At 64.3% G+C, this 20,403-nt stretch carries 19 protein-coding genes; 10 read left to right on the top strand and 9 right to left on the bottom strand.

The features are described from left to right. Positions 1-17: 17 nt before the first annotated feature. Positions 18-1,922, top strand: a complete 1,905-nt coding sequence (dhaR, locus tag BN1121_RS12350; RefSeq protein ID WP_043597929.1) for a dihydroxyacetone kinase operon transcriptional regulator DhaR — start codon at positions 18-20, stop codon at positions 1,920-1,922. On the opposite strand, the gene dhaM is transcribed toward dhaR, so the two are convergent. The 4 genes from dhaM to BN1121_RS12330 all read right to left on the bottom strand — a co-directional run bounded on the left by dhaM (position 1,886) and on the right by BN1121_RS12330 (position 5,902). Continuing rightward, entirely contained in the window at positions 1,886-2,614 is a 729-nt protein-coding gene (gene dhaM, locus BN1121_RS12345; protein WP_005354410.1) for a dihydroxyacetone kinase phosphoryl donor subunit DhaM, read from the bottom strand. The two genes, dhaR and dhaM, sit on opposite strands and share 37 nt — an antisense overlap. After that, entirely contained in the window at positions 2,611-3,246 is a 636-nt protein-coding gene (dhaL, locus tag BN1121_RS12340) for a dihydroxyacetone kinase subunit DhaL (protein ID WP_005354408.1), read from the bottom strand. The genes dhaM and dhaL overlap by 4 nt, the downstream gene beginning before the upstream one ends. A gap of 10 nt (positions 3,247-3,256) precedes the next feature. After that, positions 3,257-4,327 (bottom strand): dihydroxyacetone kinase subunit DhaK, encoded by a 1,071-nt coding sequence (dhaK, locus tag BN1121_RS12335; protein ID WP_005354405.1) that lies wholly within the window; start codon positions 4,325-4,327, stop codon positions 3,257-3,259. Positions 4,328-4,543: 216 nt separating this feature from the next. Then, positions 4,544-5,902 carry an NCS2 family permease gene (locus tag BN1121_RS12330; RefSeq protein WP_005354402.1) on the bottom strand — a complete coding sequence of 453 codons (1,359 nt, stop codon included), beginning with the start codon at positions 5,900-5,902 and terminating at the stop codon, positions 4,544-4,546. A 202-nt stretch (positions 5,903-6,104) separates the two neighbouring features. On the opposite strand from BN1121_RS12330, the gene BN1121_RS12325 reads away from it, so the two are divergent. Beyond that, positions 6,105-6,437 carry a cupin domain-containing protein gene (locus tag BN1121_RS12325; protein ID WP_005354400.1) on the top strand — a complete coding sequence of 111 codons (333 nt, stop codon included), beginning with the start codon at positions 6,105-6,107 and terminating at the stop codon, positions 6,435-6,437. Between the two features lie 93 nt (positions 6,438-6,530). Continuing rightward, entirely contained in the window at positions 6,531-7,601 is a 1,071-nt protein-coding gene (locus BN1121_RS12320; RefSeq protein ID WP_005354397.1) for a protein kinase family protein, read from the top strand. Between the two features lie 52 nt (positions 7,602-7,653). Here the strand turns inward: BN1121_RS12320 and BN1121_RS12315 are convergent, their stop codons facing one another. Together BN1121_RS12315 and BN1121_RS12310 are read right to left on the bottom strand one after the other, a co-directional pair. Beyond that, entirely contained in the window at positions 7,654-7,905 is a 252-nt protein-coding gene (locus tag BN1121_RS12315; protein ID WP_005354394.1) for a hypothetical protein, read from the bottom strand. 30 nt (positions 7,906-7,935) lie between these two features. Next, complete coding sequence (locus tag BN1121_RS12310) at positions 7,936-8,307, bottom strand: YacL family protein (RefSeq protein WP_005354391.1); 372 nt, start codon at positions 8,305-8,307, stop codon at positions 7,936-7,938. Positions 8,308-8,397: 90 nt separating this feature from the next. On the opposite strand from BN1121_RS12310, the gene BN1121_RS12305 reads away from it, so the two are divergent. The 7 genes from BN1121_RS12305 to BN1121_RS12275 all read left to right on the top strand — a co-directional run bounded on the left by BN1121_RS12305 (position 8,398) and on the right by BN1121_RS12275 (position 15,666). Continuing rightward, the gene (locus BN1121_RS12305) at positions 8,398-9,513 is read left to right on the top strand and encodes a sugar diacid recognition domain-containing protein (protein WP_005354389.1); all 1,116 of its coding nucleotides are present in this window, start codon (positions 8,398-8,400) and stop codon (positions 9,511-9,513) included. Between the two features lie 117 nt (positions 9,514-9,630). Next, entirely contained in the window at positions 9,631-10,893 is a 1,263-nt protein-coding gene (locus tag BN1121_RS12300; protein ID WP_005354386.1) for a GntP family permease, read from the top strand. Positions 10,894-10,904: 11 nt separating this feature from the next. Beyond that, a complete protein-coding gene (locus BN1121_RS12295; RefSeq protein ID WP_005354383.1) occupies positions 10,905-12,041 on the top strand; it encodes a glycerate kinase in 1,137 nt (378 codons plus the stop codon). 101 nt (positions 12,042-12,142) lie between these two features. After that, positions 12,143-12,712, top strand: coding sequence for an NnrU family protein (locus BN1121_RS12290; protein WP_005354381.1), 570 nt, complete (start codon positions 12,143-12,145; stop codon positions 12,710-12,712). Between the two features lie 39 nt (positions 12,713-12,751). Next, positions 12,752-13,282: a glutathione peroxidase gene (locus tag BN1121_RS12285; protein ID WP_407921519.1), complete on the top strand. Its 531-nt coding sequence runs from the start codon at positions 12,752-12,754 to the stop codon at positions 13,280-13,282. Between the two features lie 60 nt (positions 13,283-13,342). Next, positions 13,343-14,296 (top strand): LysR family transcriptional regulator, encoded by a 954-nt coding sequence (locus tag BN1121_RS12280; RefSeq protein ID WP_005354377.1) that lies wholly within the window; start codon positions 13,343-13,345, stop codon positions 14,294-14,296. A 170-nt stretch (positions 14,297-14,466) separates the two neighbouring features. Further along, positions 14,467-15,666: a NupC/NupG family nucleoside CNT transporter gene (locus BN1121_RS12275; RefSeq protein ID WP_005354375.1), complete on the top strand. Its 1,200-nt coding sequence runs from the start codon at positions 14,467-14,469 to the stop codon at positions 15,664-15,666. A gap of 197 nt (positions 15,667-15,863) precedes the next feature. Here BN1121_RS12275 and BN1121_RS12270 read toward each other — a convergent pair whose 3' ends face one another. From BN1121_RS12270 to tmaR, 3 genes are all read right to left on the bottom strand, one after another. Beyond that, a complete protein-coding gene (locus BN1121_RS12270) occupies positions 15,864-16,352 on the bottom strand; it encodes a methylated-DNA--[protein]-cysteine S-methyltransferase (protein WP_005354362.1) in 489 nt (162 codons plus the stop codon). Between the two features lie 41 nt (positions 16,353-16,393). Then, positions 16,394-19,477: a transglycosylase domain-containing protein gene (locus tag BN1121_RS12265; RefSeq protein ID WP_043157666.1), complete on the bottom strand. Its 3,084-nt coding sequence runs from the start codon at positions 19,475-19,477 to the stop codon at positions 16,394-16,396. Positions 19,478-19,654: 177 nt separating this feature from the next. Continuing rightward, positions 19,655-19,972, bottom strand: coding sequence for a PTS system regulator TmaR (tmaR, locus tag BN1121_RS12260; RefSeq protein WP_005354355.1), 318 nt, complete (start codon positions 19,970-19,972; stop codon positions 19,655-19,657). Positions 19,973-20,403 lie beyond the last annotated feature (431 nt).

Raw genomic sequence — 20,403 nt, 5'->3', positions numbered from 1 at the left:
GCACCGGGGCTGCTTTAATGGGCCCCCCACCCAAGGAGTCCGATGTGAACGCATACCCGGAGTGGCTGCAAGCCTCCTGGCAGCGTTGCAGCCTGCAAAGCGCCCCCACCCCCTGGCAACCACCACACCTGGCCCGTGGCCAGACCCTGCAGAGCATGCTGCAACGCAAGCGGGATCTGGTGGTGACCGGCGAGATGGCCCTCGAGGATCTCTACGAATACATGGAGGGGCGCCGCTGCGCCCTGCTGCTCACCGACGAGAGCGGCTGCCTGCTGGCAAGGGTCGGCCATGGGGAGATCCTGGCGGCACTCGGTGAGCTTGGATTGCTGCAGGGGGCCTTCCTGAGTGAGGGGCGCCTCGGCAGCAACGCCATCAACCTGGCAGGCCATCTGGGCATGCCACTCACCCTGCGCGGCAAGGAACACTTCAAGGAGGCACTGCACGGCTGGGTCGGCTCGGCGACCCCGGTCTTCAACCCTCAGGGGCGGCTGGTCGCCATGCTGGCCCTCTACTGCCCGCTGGAGGAGGCCTATCCGGGGGATCTGGCGCTGGCGGTCGCGGCGGGCCGTGAGCTGGCCAACCTGCTGCAGATGGAGGGGCTGATGCAAGAGTCCCAGCGCCATCTGAGCGAGCTCTATGCCCTGCTGGAGGGGATGGACGATGGGGTGTTGGCCTGGGATCACCAGGCCAGGATCCGCTACCTCAACCGACTCGCCGCAGAGCGCCTTGGCTTGGACCCAGCGCGGGTGCTCGGTCAGCCCCTCGCCCTCCATTTGCGCCTGCCGAGGCGACTGGAGCTAGCCATCGAATCGGAAGATCCATTGAGCCACGTAGATCTGGTGCTGGAGTGCGAGGGGAGGCTCCTTCCCGTGCTGCTCAGCCTCAAGCGCGTTCCGACCCCATTGGGTGCCCACTTCATCGCGCTGCTGCACCCGGCGGAGCGGCTCGAGGCCCTCTGGCTGCGGCGCCAGCCGCCCCCCATGCTGGTCGCCGACTCCCGGCCCATGGCCAGGACCCTGCGTCTGGCGCGTCAGGCCGCCCATGGCAATGGCCCCGTATTGCTGCGCGGCGAACCCGGCAGCGGCAAGGGAACGCTCGCTGCCTATCTGCACCTGGAGGGGAGTCAGGCCGACGGGCCTCTGGTCATTGTGGATTGCCACGCCATCCCACCGGCACGGCTGGAGTCTTTGTTGATGGGGTGTGACGAGGAGGGGATCGAGCGCCCCGGAAAAATGGAGGAGGCCCATGGCGGCACCCTGGTATTGGAGCAGGTAGAACAGCTGCCACCCACCCTGCAGGGTGCGCTGCTGCAGTGGCTCAAGAGCGGACGGCTACAGCGCTTCGACTCGTCGCGGGTGCTGCTGCCGAAGTTTCGTCTCATCGCCACCAGCTCCGTCGATCTGGAGGTGCGGGTGGCGCAGGGGCTCTTCGGGCGTCAGCTCCTCTTCGCCCTGCAAGCCTTCGAGCTGTGGCTCCCTCCCCTGCGCGAGCGCACCGCCGATCTGCCCCGCCTCATCGCCCATCAGCTGGAGCTGCAGGGCGATCCGCGCGGCTTCTCACCCGCCGCCCGGGAGCGTCTGCTGGCCCACTCCTGGCCCGGTAACCTGATCGAGTTGCGGTCGGTCGTCGAACACGCCCGGCTCAGGGCCGAGGGGACCACTATCCAGCCGGAGCACCTGCCCGCCTCCCTGCACCACAGGCCAGAGGAGACCACGCCGGAGCCCCGACTGATGACCCTGGCCGAGCAGGAGCGTCACGCCCTGCTCGAGGCGGCCGCGCTCTGCCAGGGGCGAGTGCAGCAGATGGCTGAGCGGCTCGGCATCAGTCGCACCACGCTCTGGCGCCGGCTCAAGACCCTAGGCATCGATCCCGCACACTACCGGGATCACTCGGCATCGCCGAAGCGATCGGCCGCCAGCTGACGAAACGCCATCAGGGCCAGGGACGCATCGCCGCCGCGGGCAAACAGGGTGAGAGTGTCCCCCCGCTTCACATCCAGCAGGGCCAGTCGACTCAGGCTGCGCGGGTTGGCCTCCTGCTCCCCCTTGCACAGACGCAGCTCCGCATTGAACGGCTTGAGCGCCGCAACCAGCCGTGCCGCAGGCCGCACGTGCAGCCCGTGGGGGTTCTCCACCACGACCTGGTAGCTCTGCCAAGGCTCGTGCACGGGTTCGGGCTCGGCCAGCTCGACCGCCTCAGGTTCTCCCCCCTCGCCCAGCATGGCCAGCTTGGGGGCCAACGCCCCCCGTGCCTCAGCCGCGACGGCATCGAGATCCATGCCGGCCCCGGCGGCGACCACGGCCGCCAGCGTCCCCTCGACCAGAGGCGCAGGACAGAGTCTCACCCGTTCGCTGAGCTCCTCGGGCAGCAGATCCAGCGCCGTCTCGGCGCTGAGCAGGGCGCTGCCGAGATCCATCAGCACCAAGACCCCCTCCCCATCGTCCACCTCCTCGATGGCACTCATTACCGCCACTGCGTCGGTGCCGATGGGGTGCAGGGGATCGTCCACCCCGGCGGCCAGGGCGAGGCGTGCCGGCGAACCGAGCTGGGCCACCAGCTCCTGAATGCCGGCCGCCAGGGTGGCGCTGTGGGAGACCACGACGATACCTATCATGCGCCACCCCCTGCGCTGCGAGCCAGGGCGGCGAGTAACAGGCAAGTGGAGGTCGCCCCTGGATCTTGATGCCCTATGCTGCGCTCACCCAGGTAGCTGGCGCGCCCCTTGCGCGCCTGCATGGGGATGGTGGCCTGGGCGCCCAGCTCGGCGGCGGCCACCGCTGCCGTCAGGGCCTTGGCCACCGAGTCTCCGCGCGCCTGGGCCTCGGCGAGGGCGGCCAGGGCTGGCCACCAGGCGTCGCACATGGTCTTGTCACCGGGCTCGGCGCGCCCGCGTGCCACTACCCCCTCGACACCCTCGGCCAACATCTGCTGCAACTCCGTCAGGGTGAGGCTCTGGTGGGCGTCGGCCACGGCGGCGGCGCGGATGAAGAAGGTGCCATAGAGCGGCCCACTCGCCCCGCCCACCGAGGAGAGCAGCGTCATGCCGGTGGTCTTGAGGATCTGGCCTATGTCTTTGTCCGCCACGGTCGGCAGCTTCTCGGCCACCTTGGCGAAACCGCGCTGCATGTTGATGCCGTGATCCCCGTCGCCGATGTCGGTGTCGAGGCCGGTAAGGAAATCACGCTCGCGCTCAAACACCCCGCCGCAGGCCTGCAACCAGGCCACCACCTGTTCTCTGGTCAGCATCATGCTCTCCTCAGCAGCCACGGCGCAGGGCCGGGGTATGGACCGGGGCATCCCACAGCCCCATCAGCTCGTCGTCCACCTTCACCAGGGTGATCGAGATGCCGCTCATGTCGAGGGAGGTGCAGTAGGGACCGATGAGGTTGCGAACCAGGTGGATGCCCGCCTTGTCGCACAGTTGGGCCAGCTTGCCGTAAACCCCGTAGAGCTCGGAGAGCGGAGTGCCGCCGAGGCTGTTGACCAGGGCGATCACCCTGTCACCCTGCCCCAAAGGCTCTATGGTCACCTGATCCTCGAGCCAGCCGCCTTGCTCGCGATCCCAGCGGCGCAGGGTGCGGTGGTAGGGGACGTTTTCGGTCAGGGTGAGGAACATCTGCTCGACCAGGGTGTCGAGATCCTGATAGGCGCGTCGCTCTATCCCCGGCTCCCCGTGGATGCCGACCCCAAACTCCAGTTCATCGTCGGCCAGGGTGAAGGAGGGCTTGCCGGCGGCCGGCACTGTGCAGGCGTGCAGGGCGACGCCTATGCTGCGGCTCTGGTTGTTGATGCGCCGGGCCAGGGCCTCGCAGCGGGCCAGGTCATAGCCCGCCTCGGCGGCCGCCCCCACCAGCTTCTCGATCACCACGGTGGCGGCCACACCGCGCCGCCCGGCTGTGTAGAGGCTGTCTTTTACCGCCACGTCGTCATCGACCAGGGTGAAGCCGACCTTGACTCCCTCTCCGTGCAGCAGCTCGACCGCCGTCTCGAAGTTGAGCACGTCACCTGTGTAGTTTTTCACCAGGAACAGCACCCCGGCACCACCATCGACGGCCTGGGCGCACTCATACATCTGATCCGGCGTCGGCGAGGTGAAGACCTCTCCCGGACAGGCGCCATCGAGCATGCCGCGCCCGACCAGACCACCGTGCATCGGCTCGTGTCCGCTGCCGCCTCCGCTCACCAGGGCGACCTTGCCGGCCACGGGGGCGTCGGCACGGGTGATAAAATGGGGCTCGATGCGCACCTTCAGCTCGGGGTGGGCGGCCGCCATACCCATCAGTTGTTCGCGCACCACGGCATCGACGGCGTTGATCAGCTTCTTCATCGAGATTCCCTCCTGGCCCAACGGGCATGAATAGTGTTGCCAGTCTAAGGGGTGGCGGGGCGGTGCCAAACCCGCCCTTCAGCGTTTCATTATGAAACGCAATGTCAGGCCTCACCGTTTCATGATGAAACGCCGAAGGAAGGCAGAGGGAAAAAGTGTGAGGCCCCCCAAACGCAGCAGGGCGCCCGAAGGCGCCCTGCTCATTCTGCTTGGGATTTAGATGGCCCAGCCGCCGGCATAGAAGGCCACCAGGGCGACGGCGATGAGGAGGGTGCCCAGGTTGAGCTGCTTGGCCTCACCGGCCACCAGACGACCCACCACCAGGGAGGCAAAGCCGATCATGATGCCGGTGACGATATTGCAGGTGAGCACGATGAAGACGGCGCACAGCATGCCGGAGAGAGCGTCGACGCTATCCTTGAAGTCCAGCTTGGTGATGTTGCCGAGCATCAGCAGGCCCACGTACATCAGAGCCGGTGCGGTAGCGTAGGCCGGTACCAGGTAGCTGAGCGGTGAGAGGAAGATCATCAGCAGGAACAGCACCCCGACCACGGTGGCGGTGAGACCCGTCTTGCCACCGGCGGCGGTGCCGGCGGCCGACTCTATGTAGACGGCGGCCGGAGCCCCGCCCACCACGCCGGCAACTATGCTGCTGACCGAGTCTGCGGTCAGTGCCTTGCCACCGCTGATGATGTGGCCACGCTCGTTGATGAGGCCGGCCTGCCCCGCCACGGCGCGGATGGTACCGGTCGCATCAAACACCGCCGTCATCACCAGGGCCAGTACGCTCGGGATCACCGCCGCGTTGAGGGCGCCCATGATGTCCATGCTGCCCACCAGGGAGCCCTGCTCACCGGTCAGGCTCGGCATGGCGAAGAAACCCTGCCAGGTCACCTTAGGGTCGAAGGCCAGGCCCAGCAGGGAGATGGCGACGATCACCATCAGGATCCCGCCCGGCACGCGGCGACGCTCCAGGCCGAAGATGGCGGCCAGCCCAAGCAGGGTCATGATGACGGGGAAGGAGGTGAAATCACCGAGCTGTACCGGCAGGCCGGCCCCCTCGTTCTTCACCACCAGGCTGACGCTGTTGGTGGCGATCAGCAGCAGGAACAGACCGATGCCGATCCCGGTACCGTGGGCGATGCCGAAGGGGAGGTTGGCCAGGATCCACTGACGCACGCCGGTGGCGCTGATGAGGGTGAACAGGATCCCCATCCAGAAGATGGCGCCGAGTGCCACCGGAATCGAGATGCCCTGACCCAGCACCAGGCTGAATGCGGTGAAGGCGGTCAAAGAGATGGCGCAGCCGATGGCCATCGGCAGGCGCGCCCACAGCCCCATCAGCAGGGAGCCGAAGGCGGCGATGAGACAGGTAGCCACAAACACAGGCCCCTGCTCGAAACCGGCCGCGCCCAGCATGTTGGGCACGACTATGATGCTGTAGACCATGGCGAGGAAGGTGGTCAGGCCGGCAACCAGCTCCTGGCGTACCGAGCTGCCCCGCTCATGAATCGAGAAGTAAGTGTCCAAAAAATCGCCTCGTCCCATCGACGCGGCCGCGTGTTGCTCTGCCATTGCCTGGATCTCGTAAAAGTGTGAAGGAAATCGTTTGTCTGATGGGCGCGCAAAATAGCAGGAAACGCGATGAAATGCAGCGAATTCGTCAAACGTTTTCCCTCGGCAGGTCGAACGACTCCCTCTTCGGATTCGAACTGGCCCAACGGCTTCCCCTGACCACTTATCTATACTGAAACCAGTCCGCCATGGAGGTCAGCACATGCATACCGGCAACCTGCTCAAGATGCTCCCCGACTCCCTGCCTTGCGAGCTGTTTGAAGACATCCTCAGCACCGATCACCTGCGCATCGAGCGCATCCTCTCGCGCGGTCAAAGCACACCCCAGGGGGAGTGGTACGATCAAAGCGAACACGAGTGGGTATTACTGGTGGAAGGCGAAGCGGTGCTGAATATCGAAGATCCCCAGAGCGGTGAGGCCAGGCTGCTGCGTTTGGGCCCCGGCGACTACATCAACCTGCCGGCCCACCTGCGCCACCGGGTGGAATCCACGGCCCCGGACCGCACCACCATCTGGCTCGCCATCTTCTACTGACTCTGTGATGAAACCGTCACCATCTCTTCCCTCGTCTGGTTCATCCGGCGTGAACTGAGTAGCCTGTCAACAGAGGCGATAAGGAGATCCCCCATGAACCCCAAGATCACCGCCCGGCAACAGCGACTGACCGCCCTCCTGGCATCGGGGGCAGAGATCCGCATCGGCAGCGAACAGGAGTGCCCACTGCCTCTGACCCAGCTCGACCAGATCGGTGCAGAGCACCCCGCCGTGGTGCAAAGGTGCAGCAGCGGACTCACCGCCGAGGTGTTGCATCTGGATCTGGACGGGGAAGCCTGGTGCCTGAAGCGGGCACGCCCCGTCTCGCGGGTCGCCAATGCCGACGGCGCCACCGCCTTCCTGACCGAACTGCAGCGGCGTCAGGAGATTGAGAGCCTGCGCGAGCTGCACCCCGACCTGCTTCCCCAGGTGGTTAGCACTCGCTTCGGCTCACTGCACCACGGCCTGTTGCTCTCTCCCTGGTTGCCAGGAAAACCCCTCTCACGCATCAATGAACGCGTGTTGCAGCAGATGCTCAATGCCGAGGGGGAGCTCGCTCACTGGGGCTTCTTCGACTGGGACCCGAGCCCGGGCAACCTGCTCGACGACGGCCATCAGGTGCGGCTGTTCGACTTTGGCTACATGTGGCCCTTCGATCCCCTCCACGAGTTCAACTCCAACGGCCTGAGCGATCCCGACTTTCACGTCCCCGAGCGGCTCGAGACCCGGGCCCTCTCGGGGCTCTGGCTCGGGATCGAGGATCCCCTGCCCCAGTTCCATCTGTGGCGTGAACTCTGTCTCGAGTGGGCACGTTGGGAGCTGGCCAGCCTGCGCCGCCGCGGCGCCTCACTCCCGGTGCTGGCCAGACTGGAAGGGCTCATCGCCCGCTGGCGAGAAGCCCTCTCGGGCCCCGAGGCCCTGTGGGCCCACTGGCTGCGCGACATGTACCGCAGCCACCTGCTCGACGTGCTGGACGATCTCAGCGGTCAGAGCGCCACACCGCTCACCCTGCAGCGCATCGACTGGCTCGAGCAGCATCTGGATCGGGACTTCCACCTGCTCCAAAACCACCTGGACCCCGCCGATGAGGGGCTATCGCGCGTGCAGCTGGGCGAACGCTATCGTACCCTGCGCCAACGGGTGGAAGCCTGCCAGCTGGCCTGACGGACAACAAAAAGCCCCGCCGAGGCGGGGCTTTTTGTGAGCGGTAACCGGCTTAGCGGCCCGACTCGGCGATCACGCGGGCGACGATGTCGGCACGCTTGGTGGGCTCCATCTCTTCGAGGGCGATCAGGGCCGCCTTGATCAGCACCCCCTTGGGAATGCTCATGTCGTCGAAGGTGATGGTGGCGTCCAGGTGCAGGGCGTGCAGGCGGCTGGCGTCCTTCGGACCCAGGTTCAGCTGCATGGTGAGCGGGGAGCCCTTCTTCTTGGCCTTGTCGGCCTTGTTGGTGTCGATATCAGACATAGTGGTTCAAACCTGTAGTGTGAGCGGGACTTACCAGTCCTCGTTGCGAATAAAGGCGCGCCAGGAGGTCAGCACGGCGGCGAAATCCTCGAGGCCGCACAGGGCCAGCTGTTCATCGTCATAGTAGGCGAGATCGTCGAGATCCTCGTCCAGGCTGATGTTGAGCACGTTGGCTTTGACCTCGGCCTCCTCCTGGGTCAGGGTCAGCGAGTAGTCACGCCCGGGACGACGAAACTCCTCCTGCTGGCGGGCCGAGAGGCGGTCGATGACGGCGAACAGCTCATCGAGCACGGCTTCGTCCTTACCCACCTCGTCGATCAGCCACTGGCCGATGGCCTCGTGGCCCATGGAGAAGCGGGCGCGGTAACCGCCGAAGCCGTCACGCCGAAATTCATAATCCATCGTGGGGTCCAACTGGGGTAAAGTGGGGCCTATTCTAACGGTCCGGGCGCGCCAGCAACAGCCCGAAGCCCCAATCACGCCGGAAACAGCATGGAACTGGACGATAATATCGCGCGTCAGATCGTCGCGCGGGCCATGAAGATCCTCCCCTACTCGGTCAACGTGATGGACAGGCACGGCCACATCATCGCCTCGGGCGACCCGAGCCGCCTCCATCAACGCCATGAGGGGGCTATTTTGGCCCTCACCGAAAACCGGGTGGTGGAGATCGACGACGCAACAGCCGCTCACCTCAAGGGGGTGCGCCCCGGCATCAACCTGCCCATCGCCTTTCAGGAGGAGTTGATCGGCGTCATCGGCATCTCGGGGGCACCGGAGCAGGTGCGCGCCTTCGCCGCCCTGGTGCAGATGACTGCCGAGCTGATCCTCGAGCAGGCGGCGCTCTCCGAGCAGCTGCTGTGGGATCGCCGCCACAGGGAGGAGCTGGTGCTGCAGCTGGTGCGTGGCGACGGCAAGCCGGCCCAATTGGCCCAGTCGGCCCGCCTGCTCGGCATCGATCTAAGCCAACCCAGGGTCGCCACCGTGATCCGCCTCGAGCAGGGGGAGCCGGCCCGGCTGCGCGAGCTGGTGCACCTGCTGGAGCATCCGGAGCGCGACAACCTGGTCGCCATCCACGGCCTCGACGAGATAGTGGTGCTCAAACCCATCCAGCTCGGAGAGTCGGGCTGGCAGACCGAGGGGGAGCGGGAGCGGGTCAAGGCGCTGCTGGCGCGCATCGCCGGCTTTCGGGTGCGCATCGGGGTGGGCGATCACTTCCCCGGGGTCGAGGGGCTCGCCCTCTCCTGGCACACCGCCCGCGAGACCCTGCAACGCGGCAGCCGCCAGGCACCACGCCGCCAGGTTTACTTCTTCGAGGACTACAAGCTGCCGGTGCTGCTCGGCACCCTGGCCGACTCCTGGCAGGCGAGCCGGCTCGCTACCCCCCTCGAGCGGCTCGGCAAAGAGGATACCAAAGGCACCCTACGCAAGAGTCTCGAGCACTATTTCGGCGAGAATTGTGATCTGCATCGGGCCGCCGCCGCCCTCTTCGTCCACCCCAACACGCTACGCTACCGACTGAGTCGGATAGAACATATAACCGGCTTGAATATCAATGTGTTGGAAGACAAGCTGCTGCTCTATCTGGCCCTCAGCCTGGCAGGGTGATTTGTTTATCTGAACAAAAACACACATCTATTTCTCACAAACTTTGATGGATTAAACAAAGACACCGGCACTCAGGCGGCCATAATGCGGCCACTATTCCAACAACCGGTACCCGACATGACACCCATCACTGCCCTGGGGGCCCTCGCCGCTCTCGTCATCGCCATCACCCTCATCCTCAAGAAGGTGCCGCCCGCCTACGGCATGATTGTCGGCGCCCTCGCCGGCGGTCTCATCGGCGGTGCAGACTTGACCCAGACCGTCGCCCTGATGATCGGCGGCGCCCAGGGGATCACCACCGCCGTGATGCGTATCCTGGCCGCCGGCGTGCTGGCCGGCGTGCTGATCGAATCGGGCGCCGCCACCACCATCGCCGAGACCATAGTGCGCAAGCTCGGCGAGACTCGCGCTCTGCTGGCGCTGGCCCTGGCCACCCTGATCCTGACTGCGGTCGGCGTCTTCGTCGACGTGGCGGTCATCACGGTCGCCCCCATCGCCCTGGCTATCGCCCGCCGTGCCGATCTCTCCAAGCCGGCCATCTTGCTGGCCATGATCGGCGGTGGCAAGGCGGGCAACGTCATGTCTCCCAACCCCAATGCCATCGCGGCCGCCGACACCTTCCACCTGCCCCTCACCTCTGTGATGGCCGCCGGCATCATCCCGGGCCTGTTTGGCCTCGCCATGGCCTACTGGCTGGCCAAGCGCCTCAACAACCGTGGCAGCAAGGTAGACGCCAAGGAGGTGGTCGTGGTGGACGAGAGCGCCCTGCCGCGCTTTGCCGCCGCCATCAGCGCGCCCCTGGTCGCCATCCTGTTGCTGGCCTTGCGCCCGGTGGCCGGTATCGTCATCGATCCCCTCATCGCTCTACCGCTCGGCGGCCTGGTGGGCGCCCTGATGATGGGCAAGTTCGGCAACCTGAACCAGTACGCCGTCTCTGGCCTGTCACGCATGGCACCGGTCGCCATCATGCTGCTCGGTACCGGCACCCTGGCGGGCATCATCGCCAATTCCGGCCTCAAGGACGTGATGATCGCAGGCCTGACCGCCTCGGGCCTGCCCTCCTACCTGCTGGCGCCGGTCTCGGGGGCCCTGATGTCGCTGGCCACCGCCTCCACCACTGCCGGCACCGTGGTCGCCTCCAGCGTCTTTAGCCACACCCTGCTGGAGCTGGGGGTCAGCGCCCTGGCCGGGGCCGCCATGATCCACGCCGGTGCCACCGTGTTTGACCACATGCCCCACGGCTCCTTCTTCCACGCCACCGGGGGCAGCGTCCACATGGGGATCGGAGAGCGGCTCAAGCTGATCCCCTACGAGACCGCCGTCGGTCTCACCATCGCATTCGTCTCTACCCTGATGTTCGGCGTGTTCGGTCTCGCCTGAGGAGAAATTTCATGAAAATCGTCATCGCCCCCGACTCCTTCAAAGAGAGCCTGAGCGCCCTGGAAGTGGCCGACGCCATCGAGGCGGGCTTTCGTCAGGTGCTGCCGGATGCCACCTACGTCAAGCTGCCCATGGCCGACGGCGGCGAGGGGACGGTGCAGTCCCTGGTGGATGCCACCGGTGGGCGCATCGTGCCGGTCGAGGTGACCGCCCCCCTCGGCAACCGGGTCGAGGGCTTCCTCGGCCTGCTCGGCGATGGCAAGCGCGCCGTCATCGAGATGGCCGCCGCCTCGGGACTGCACCTGGTGCCGCCCGAGCGGCGTAACCCCTTGCTCACCACCAGCGTCGGCACCGGCGAGCTGATCCTGGCGGCGCTCGACCTGGGGGTAGAGCACCTGATCCTCGGCATCGGCGGCAGCGCCACCAACGACGGCGGCGCCGGCATGATGCAGGCCCTCGGTGCCCGTCTGCTGGACAAAGAGGGGCAGGCCCTGCCTCCCGGAGGTGGCGCCCTCGGCCAACTGGAGAGGATCGACCTGAGTACTCTGGATCCCCGTCTGGGCAAGCTGCACATCGAGGTGGCCTGCGACGTGGACAATCCCCTGTGCGGCCCCCAGGGTGCCTCCGCCGTGTTTGGGCCGCAGAAGGGAGCCACCCCCGCCATGGTCTCTGAGCTCGACGCCAACCTGGCCCACTACGCCGACCGTATCGAGCAGGTGCTTGGCAAGCAGGTAAAGGAGATTGCGGGGGCGGGCGCCGCCGGTGGCATGGGGGCGGCCCTGGTGGGTCTGCTCGGCGCCGAGCTCAAACCCGGCATCCAGATCGTCATCGCGGCGCTGAAGCTGGCCGAAGCGGTGGCCGACGCCGATCTGGTGGTCACCGGTGAGGGACGCATCGACAGCCAGACCATCCACGGCAAGACCCCGATCGGCGTCGCCCGCTGTGCCAAGGGCTTCGGCAAGCCGGTGATCGGCATCGCCGGTTGCCTCAGCGACGACTGCGCCGTGGTACACGAGCACGGGCTGGATGCCGTGTTTGCCGTGGTCAACCGCGCCATGGCCCTGCCGGAGGCCCTCACCACCGCCCGCGGCAATGTGGAGCTGACGGCCCGTAACGTGGCTGCCTTGTGGCGCCTCGGTGCCCGCTGAGGCCAACGCCGGCCCACTGGGCCGGCTTTTTTGGCTCTGCCGCTGCCCAAGGAGAGTGGCTTGCGGCATCATAGGGGCAGCATAACGCCACGGAGGCCACCATGCTGCTGCTCACCCTGGGGCTGCTCCTCTTTGCCCTGACTCACCTCTATCCCAGTCTCTGGCCGGCGCACCGCGCGCAGCTGCGCGAACGTCTCGGCGAACAGCGCTACAAGGGGCTCTTCTCCCTCGCCGTCTTCGTCGCCTTCGGCCTGCTCTTCGCCGGCTGGCGTGCTACCCTGCCGGAGCCCTTCTACACGCCCCCCGCCTGGGGACGGCCGGCGGCCATGGTGATGCTGCCGCTCGGGATCTGGCTCGTCTGCTGCTCGTTTGGCCCCAATCACCTGCGCCGCTGGCTGCACCACCCCCAGTTGCTGGGATTTATGCTGTGGGCCGTCGGCCATCTGCTGGTCAATCACGAGGGGCGCTCCCTGCTGCTGTTTGCCACCCTGGCGCTGTGGGCACTGGCGAGCCTGTTGCTGATCCTGCGCCGCGACGGCTGGCACACCCAGGTGGCGGCGCCCGACTGGCGCGCCGACCTGGCCTGCTTCGCCGGTGCCGCCGCCTTGGTAGCGACCCTGCTGATCGGCGGCCATCATTGGCTGACCGGCATAGCGCTGATCCCACGCTAGGTGCGCCGTGTTTCCCTTCCACGCTTTGACAAGGACTCCATGATGAAACCTCTGCTGCTCGCGGCCCTCTTGGCCGCCACCACAGCCCAGGCCTGCCCCGACTACTTGAACCAGGAGCTGCGCGAGCTCGCCACCACCACCCGCCACAACCTGTGCCAGCTGACCGAGGGCAAGGTGGTGCTGGTGGTCAACACAGCGTCTTACTGCGGCTATACCAAGCAGTTTGCCGACCTCGAGCGCCTGCACCGGCAATACGGGGCGAAGGGGCTGGTGGTGCTCGGCTTCCCCTCCAATGATTTCCGTCAGGAGGACGGTAGCGAACAGAAGGCCGCCGACGTCTGCCGCCGCGACTATGGGGTCACCTTCCCCATGTTCAACTTCAGCCATGTGCGCGGTGCCGAGGCCAACTCCCTGTTCAAGGCGCTGGCAGCCCAATCCAAGGCCCCCGACTGGAACTTCAACAAGTACCTGCTGGGGCGCGACGGCAAGCTGATCGCCCGCTATGGTGCCGGCCAGACCCCGGATCGCAACCCGCTGCTGCGCCAGCTCGAGCAAGCGCTCGGCCAATAACCCTGCCAAGGGGCGGCCGGGTTTGCCATAATGGACCTTTGTCCACAATGGGAAACTGTGATGCTGCAACGGCTGCCCCAGATGCTGATCCTCGATGCCCTGGTTCGCGAGCAGGGCTTCTCTGCCGCCGCGCGCCGCCTCGGTGTCTCCAAGTCCTACATCAGCAAGCAGCTGGCCCAGCTCGAGGCGAGCCTGGGAGCCCAGCTGGTGCAACGCACCACCCGCCGCTTTGCCCTGACCGAGCTCGGCGAGGACTATGCCCGCCACTGCCGCGCCCTGGTGATCCAGGCCCAGGAAGCCGACTCCATGGTGGCCGAACGCCAGGGCCGGGTCAGCGGCGTGCTGCACCTAGGGATCGGTCAGTCATTTGGTCGCCTGCACGTGGTGCCGCGTCTGCAGGAGTTCCAGCGCAACTATCCCGAGCTCGAGCTGGAGGTCTCTCTGTTCGATCGACGCAGCAACCTGGTGGACGAGGGGCTGGATCTCTGGATCACCACGGTGGAGGATAAGCCGGAGGGGCTGGTCGGCCAGCGGCTGGCCGACATCGGCTTCGTGGTGGTCGCCTCTCCCGACTATCTGTTGCAGCACGGCACGCCCCTCACTCCTCAGGATCTTCAGCACCATAACTGCATCACCTACCAGAGCCAGGAGCGCCGCTACGATCAGTGGCAGTTTCGCCGTGGCCGCGAACGGCTGGCGGTGCCGGTGAGTGGCAACTACCGGGTCGATCTGGCCGAGGCAGTGCGCGACGCCGCCCTGGCCGGGCTCGGCATCGCCTACGTGGCCAACTACCTGCTGGAGGACGAGCTGCGCCAGGGGCGCCTCATCCCCCTCTTCCCCGAGTGGGAACCGAGCCAGAAAATGGCGGTGCACGCCGTCTATGCCCGGCGTGAACACCTGCCCCCCAAGGTGCGCCACTTCATCGCCTTCCTCAAAGAGATCTTCGGTCACCCGCCCCACTGGGAGGCACGCCAGCAACCCTGGCTGGGGCGATTGTCCCTGACCAGGGAATGATTGTCCTTATAAGGAAACAAATGAAATGTGTCTGAATAAAATCAGTCAGTTAGCGAGGTGGAAAACGGTTTTCGTCGTCCGATAACAGAGGGGCAACAAGCCCGGGTTGCGAGACGACAGCGGCAGGCGCAGAATCCGCGCCCATCCCTGTTCCGCCACCCGGAGTCCCCATGATTGCCCTGCTCGGCATGCTGGCCATCCTGGCCCTTGCCACCCTCTGCTCCACCGACCGTCGCGCCATCCCGCTGCGTACCGTCTCCCTCGCCCTGCTGTTGCAACTGCTGTTCGCCGCCCTGGTGCTGTGGCTGCCGGCCGGCCAGAGCGTGCTCAACGGCGTGAGCCAGAGCGTCAGCGCCGTGATCGCCTACGGCCAGGAGGGGATCGCCTTCCTGTTCGGGGATCTGGCCAAGTTCAAACTCGGCTTCATCTTTGCCTTCAACGTGCTGCCGGTCATCATCTTCTTCTCGGCGCTGATCGCCATTCTCTACCACATCGGCCTGATGCCGCGTGTCATCGCCCTGATCGGCGGAGCCCTGCAACGCCTGCTCGGCACCGGCCGCGCCGAGAGCCTCTCTGCTACCGCCAACATCTTCGTCGGCATGGTCGAGGCCCCCCTGGTGGTCAAGCCTTATCTCTCGCGCATGTCCGACTCCCAGTTCTTCGCCGTGATGAGCTGCGGTCTCGCCTCGGTCGCGGGCGGCACCCTGGTCGGTTACGCCAGCATAGGTGTCGAGCTCAAGTACCTGATCGCCGCCGCCTTCATGTCGGCCCCGGCCGGGCTGGCCATGGCCAAGATCCTGGTACCTCCCAGCGAAGTTGAGGCTGACTTCCACGACGACGTGGAGATCCCGCGCGCCACCAACGTCATCGAAGCCGCCGCCGACGGTGCCATGGCCGGCCTCAACATCGCCGTGGCCGTAGGCGCGACCCTGCTCGCCTTCGTCGGTGTCATCGCCCTGTTCAACGGCCTGCTTGGCTGGGCCGGTGGCCTGGTGGGCATGGAGCTGAGCTTCCAGATCATCCTCGGCTGGCTGTTCGCCCCCGTCTCCTGGTTGATCGGTATTCCATGGCAGGAGGCCCAAGCGGCTGGAGCCCTCATCGGCACCAAGATAGTGGTCAACGAGTTCGTGGCCTTCATCGCCCTGGTGCAGGACCAGACCCTGAGCGCCGGCAGCAAGGCCATCGTCACCTTCGCCCTGTGCGGGTTTGCCAACATCTCCTCCATGGCGATCCTGATCGGTGGCCTCGGCTCCATGGTGCCCGAGCGCAAGGCCTTCATCGCCCGCTTCGGCATGCGCGCCATTCTGGCCGGCGTGCTGGCCAATCTGATGAGTGCCTGCCTCGCCGGCCTCTTTCTGACCCTCTCCTGACAACTGCACCTTGTCATTTTCAGCCCGCCTTCCGGCGGGCTTTTTTATGGAAAAGGCATAAAAAAAGCGCCTCAGGGAGGCGCTGGGGAAAAATCACAGATTGGAAGCGTCACATGGGTGCCACTCATAACCGCCATTGGTTCGGAGTGTAGAATCACCTTACGCCTGCTTCTCTGAAGTGAATATGAGCCGTCACTTCATCTGCTGTTCATCTTTGCAACACTTTTCTCGTGCTCCAGCAACCAGGCCTTGATCGGCAGTCCGCCAGCATAGCCGGTCAAGGCACCGGCACTACCAATCACCCGGTGGCACGGCACTATGACGCTAAGGGGATTGCGTCCATTGGCCGCCCCGACGGCCCGCACCGCCTTGGGATTGCCGATGGCGTTGGCAATGTCGCGATAACTCACTGTGTGGCCGAAGGGAATCTCCCGCAGCGCCGCCCACACCGCCATCTGAAACGCCGTGCCACAGGCTGCCAGGGGCAGATCGAAACGGGTTAGCCGACCGGAAAAGTAGGCGGTGAACTGCTCCAGATAGGGGCGCAGTGCCACCTCGTCGTGGCGCCAGTCTGGCAACACGGGCTGGGGTCGCTCACCGTCGCAGAACTCCACGTGGCGCAGGCCATCCCGATCGATGGCGACCAGCAGGGGTCCGCGGGCCGTCTGGCAGAAGGCGTAATGCATGGGATCACCTCAAAAGAGCGGGGGCCTTGCGGCCCCCGAATTCATGACTGGGGTTGTGGGACCTGGCACTGGGTATGGGCTCCAGGCTCCAGATAGGGCGTCAGGATCGGCGCCATCCCCTTGAGCACCTGTACCGGCAGCGCCGAGGTGAAGCGGAACTTGTCCGACTGGCTCCCCGGCACGAAAGCAGTGAGGGTGCCGAAGTGATCTGGGCCCAGGTAGAAGACGAAGGTGGCGGTGCGGTTGCGCGCCAGAGAGCTGGTCACGTTGCCGTAGCGTCCCACCGTCTCGATCCGGTTATCACCGGTCCCTGTCTTGCCGCCCATGACAATAGGGGTTCCATCGGCAAGCTTGAAGGCACCGGCAATACGCCGCGCCGTCCCCGCCTCGACCACCTGGGAGAGTGCACCGCGCAGGGCAGCCGCCACCTCGCTCGGCAGCACGCGTACGCCGGCCTCTTTCTTCGGCATGAACTCGGTCTCGAACGGCGTGCCTTGGCCAAACTCGAGGCGATCGATGCGCAAGGTCGGCAGGCGCACCCCGTCGTTCATAATGATACCCATCAGCTCGGCCAAGGCCGCCGGTCGGTCACCCGAGCTGCCAAGGGCGGTAGCCAGGGACGGTACCAGGTGATCGAAGGGATAACCCAGACGCTGCCAGCGCTGGTGAATATCCAGGAAGGCCTCGACCTCCAGCATGGTGCGGATCCGGCTGTCCCGGGCGCTACGATGTCGCGTCTTGAACAACCAGCCATAGACCTCCTGGCGCTCATCCCGGCTCGCTTTCACCGCATCGGAGAAAGTCGCCTTGTCGAACTCGCGCAGATAGCTAAGCAGCCAGAGCTCGAGCGGGTGTACCCTGGCTATATAGCCTTGATCTGGCAAGGAATACTTGCCTGGACCATAGCCCTCATACAGTTGGGCGATCCGTTTTTCTGTCACGACTGCGCGCATCGCCTTGGGCAGGCGAGCATCCAGGAAGGCCCGAAACTCATCCAGCGACGCATTGGGGAAGAGATAGCGGTGCACGGCCGCCAGCCGAGAGGCACTGGGTTTGAGACCATCGAGGAAGGTATCGAGCTGCTCCTCGGTACTCTTACCCTCATACTTACGCCAGAAGCGCAGCAGGTAGGTCTGTCCCTCTTTATCGGCGAAACGAACCAGATACTCGGTGCGACGCGGGTCCTTGTCATCCTTGAGCAGCTGGGCGCGGTTACCTTCCTTGTAGAGGGTATAGCGCTCGATATCCCGCAGCAGTCTCACGAAGGGCAGGTTAATCGACTCGCGCAGGGCATCGCGCATACTCGGCATGCGACCGTTGTCTTCTTTGCGGAAGTTGTTGAAGGTGTGCATACCGCCGCCGGTGAAGAATCCCTCATAGGGGCTGGCGGAATAGGTGCGATCGAGCGCTGCCTCCAGCATGATGGGAAGACTGCGTTCCTTATCGGTGCTGAGCCAGGCGATCGCCCAACGACTCAGGTTATCCTGCGCATCTATCTTACGCAGGGAATCGATCGGCATGTCGCCATAACGCTCGTGCAGCTCGGCAATAATTTCCAGATAAGTGGTCAGCACCCGCAGCTTGGCGGTAGAGCCCAGCTCCAACTTGCTCATCTCGTTGATATCGAAAGGCTGGTCCGTGTTGTCTGTCTGAACCCGAACCTGGAACCCCTCAGGCGTCCGTTCAAAGAGCGTGAAGCTGTAGCTCACGTCCCCTGTCTTCTCGGGCGAGAGCAGGCGTTCACCAAAGAGCCCGACCTCGGCCGCAAAGGCAGGGTCAGCCAGCCGGTGCAGGTAAGCCGTCACTTGATCCTGAAGCTGGAAGTTGAGACTGGTGTCTGCATTGAGATCCATCCGGTCCAGGTCATAGAGTTGTACCCCCAGCTGCCGGCTCAATCGAGAACGAGCCACCTGCAAGCCCTTGTTGCTCTCAACCTTGAGGGAGGCAGGCGCTTGTACGAAGTTACGAAATGAGAGAGGAGCCTTGAGGGCGGCCTCCATCAAGGGAGGATCTATCATCCCCTCCTGAACGAAGAGACGCAGGTAACTGTCGGTCACCGTGGCCAGATCCTGTCTCCCTTGAGCCAGGTAATAGGACGGACGGCGGTGGGCGATCATCAGAGAGACAACCTGACGCAGGGCCAAACCCTGTTCCGCCAGGCTGGTGCCTTGGTTGCGCATGGGATCGAGCAGCAAATTAACGCGCTCAGGATCGGCACCAAACCAGACCCACAATCCATCCCCCAGGCCATGCACCTCACCATAACCGGGGGCTGCCGACAGGGGCACAGAGTTGAGATAAGCCCAGGCAACCAGTTTTCTCGCTTCCAGGGTTTCCGGGCCAAGCCGATAGGCTCTCACACTGGCAGAAACCATCTGCCTCAGTTTTTCGGTGGGCGATAGGGTCAGGCCATCCGGAGAGTGACGATACTTCTCGACTTGAGTCGCCAGGGTACTCCCCCCTGCCGACTGATCCTGCATGTCGAGCGCCTTGCCAACTTGGGAAACCGCAGCCTTGGCAAAACGGGGCCAATCCACCGCCGGGTTGGCCAGCGGCTCTTCGGTACTGAGCAGATAGCGGTTCTCGATGAAGAGCAGGGATTGCACGACAAGGGATGGAATCGCATTGAAATCCGCATAGTAGTGGCCAGGATAGCGGAAGCGATAGACATCCTCAGCACGACAATCATGCAGCGTCAGCCCTGCCTGTACCTTCTCGGTATAGGGTACGAAGAAGCCATGGGAGGCATAACGGTAAAGCTCGTCGGAGAAACGAACCTGTCGGGTTACCTCGAAGCCACGCTGGAGCAAACGCTCTTGGACGGCAGGCAAAGAGACGTACCCCAAGCGCTTATCAAAAGGCCCTTGTGTCGGAAAGGCGATCTGCCCACTGGCGCCCGGCTCCACACGATACGTCAGTCCCGACGCATAGCGAGAAATCTCTCTGGATTGCAGGGTTGAGGTCTTCATCTCGAAGAGCACCAGCGCCACCAAGGCCCCGACGATCAGCAAGAACAAAAACCAAAACAGCCAGGTAAGCCAGGAACGACGAGGTCTTGGCGGTTGACCCACCGGATAATCCTCTGATGCCACTATATTCGAATCCATCTGCCTTGGTGCGCCCATATGAGACCCCAGCATGGTTGCACAACTTATTGTCTTTATATGTTACGGATGACTCGCCTCTGTCGCAGCAGCATCCTCAGAATTGATGGTAACAGGGCGCAAGGCAGAAAGGCAAAAAGGGAGTCAATGGTCACACCAGAAGGGAAAAAGAAGCCGGCCATCGAGGCCGGCTGAGACTCATTTATGGCCACCCATCGCCTTGAGTTTGGCGCTGAGCTCGCGCCGCTCCTTGGACAGTTCGGCATTCTTGATGATGTGATCATCGACCCGCTCTTCATAGTCGGCACGCATATTCGCAATGATGGCCTGAACCTCTTCGATACTCATGCCAGGCTTGATGTAGTCACTCAGGTTATCCAGCAGGAGAACACGCTTCTGGTTGTCGCGGACCTTCTTCTCATTGTCCTGAATCTCTCGTTTGAGTTTGTTTTGACGACGAGACATACGAACATATTCCAGAACATCGCTGAAGGCAGACTTGTTTACTTGTTCCATATCAGTACCGCTGTTAAGTATCACATCTGTTGCGTGGAGAGCGCCTCCACATACGATTTTATTACTCTACCTGCTTCATGGCGTGAAACAAGTACGACCGGTGTTTTGTACGCAAGAAACGCCGTTTCGTTGATCCTACGCAGCTGAGGATGGCCAAAGACACGGGATCGTAGAACAGATACTGTCGGAGGCAACGAGAGATAAAGCAGTGGCAAACCCGCGAGGAGTGGAGGGCGCAGCCCGAACCCCTTCAGCAGGCCAGCGGCGCCATGTCGATACGTGCTCCAATGCAAAAAGGCCTTCCCGTCAGGGAAGGCCTTCGACGTTTGTGGCGAAGCGGCAGCCGTGTCAACGGCTGGAGCGGAGAGCACCGCCCGACCCCCTTCAGCAGGCCGGCGACATCACTGGGCTATGACTGCTGAGCATAAAGA

Source organism: Aeromonas diversa CDC 2478-85, from assembly GCF_000819805.1.
Lineage (GTDB): Bacteria > Pseudomonadota > Gammaproteobacteria > Enterobacterales > Aeromonadaceae > Aeromonas > Aeromonas diversa.
The sequence above is the reverse complement of the archived record's forward strand: the minus strand, read 5'-3'. Positions and strand labels throughout refer to the sequence as shown.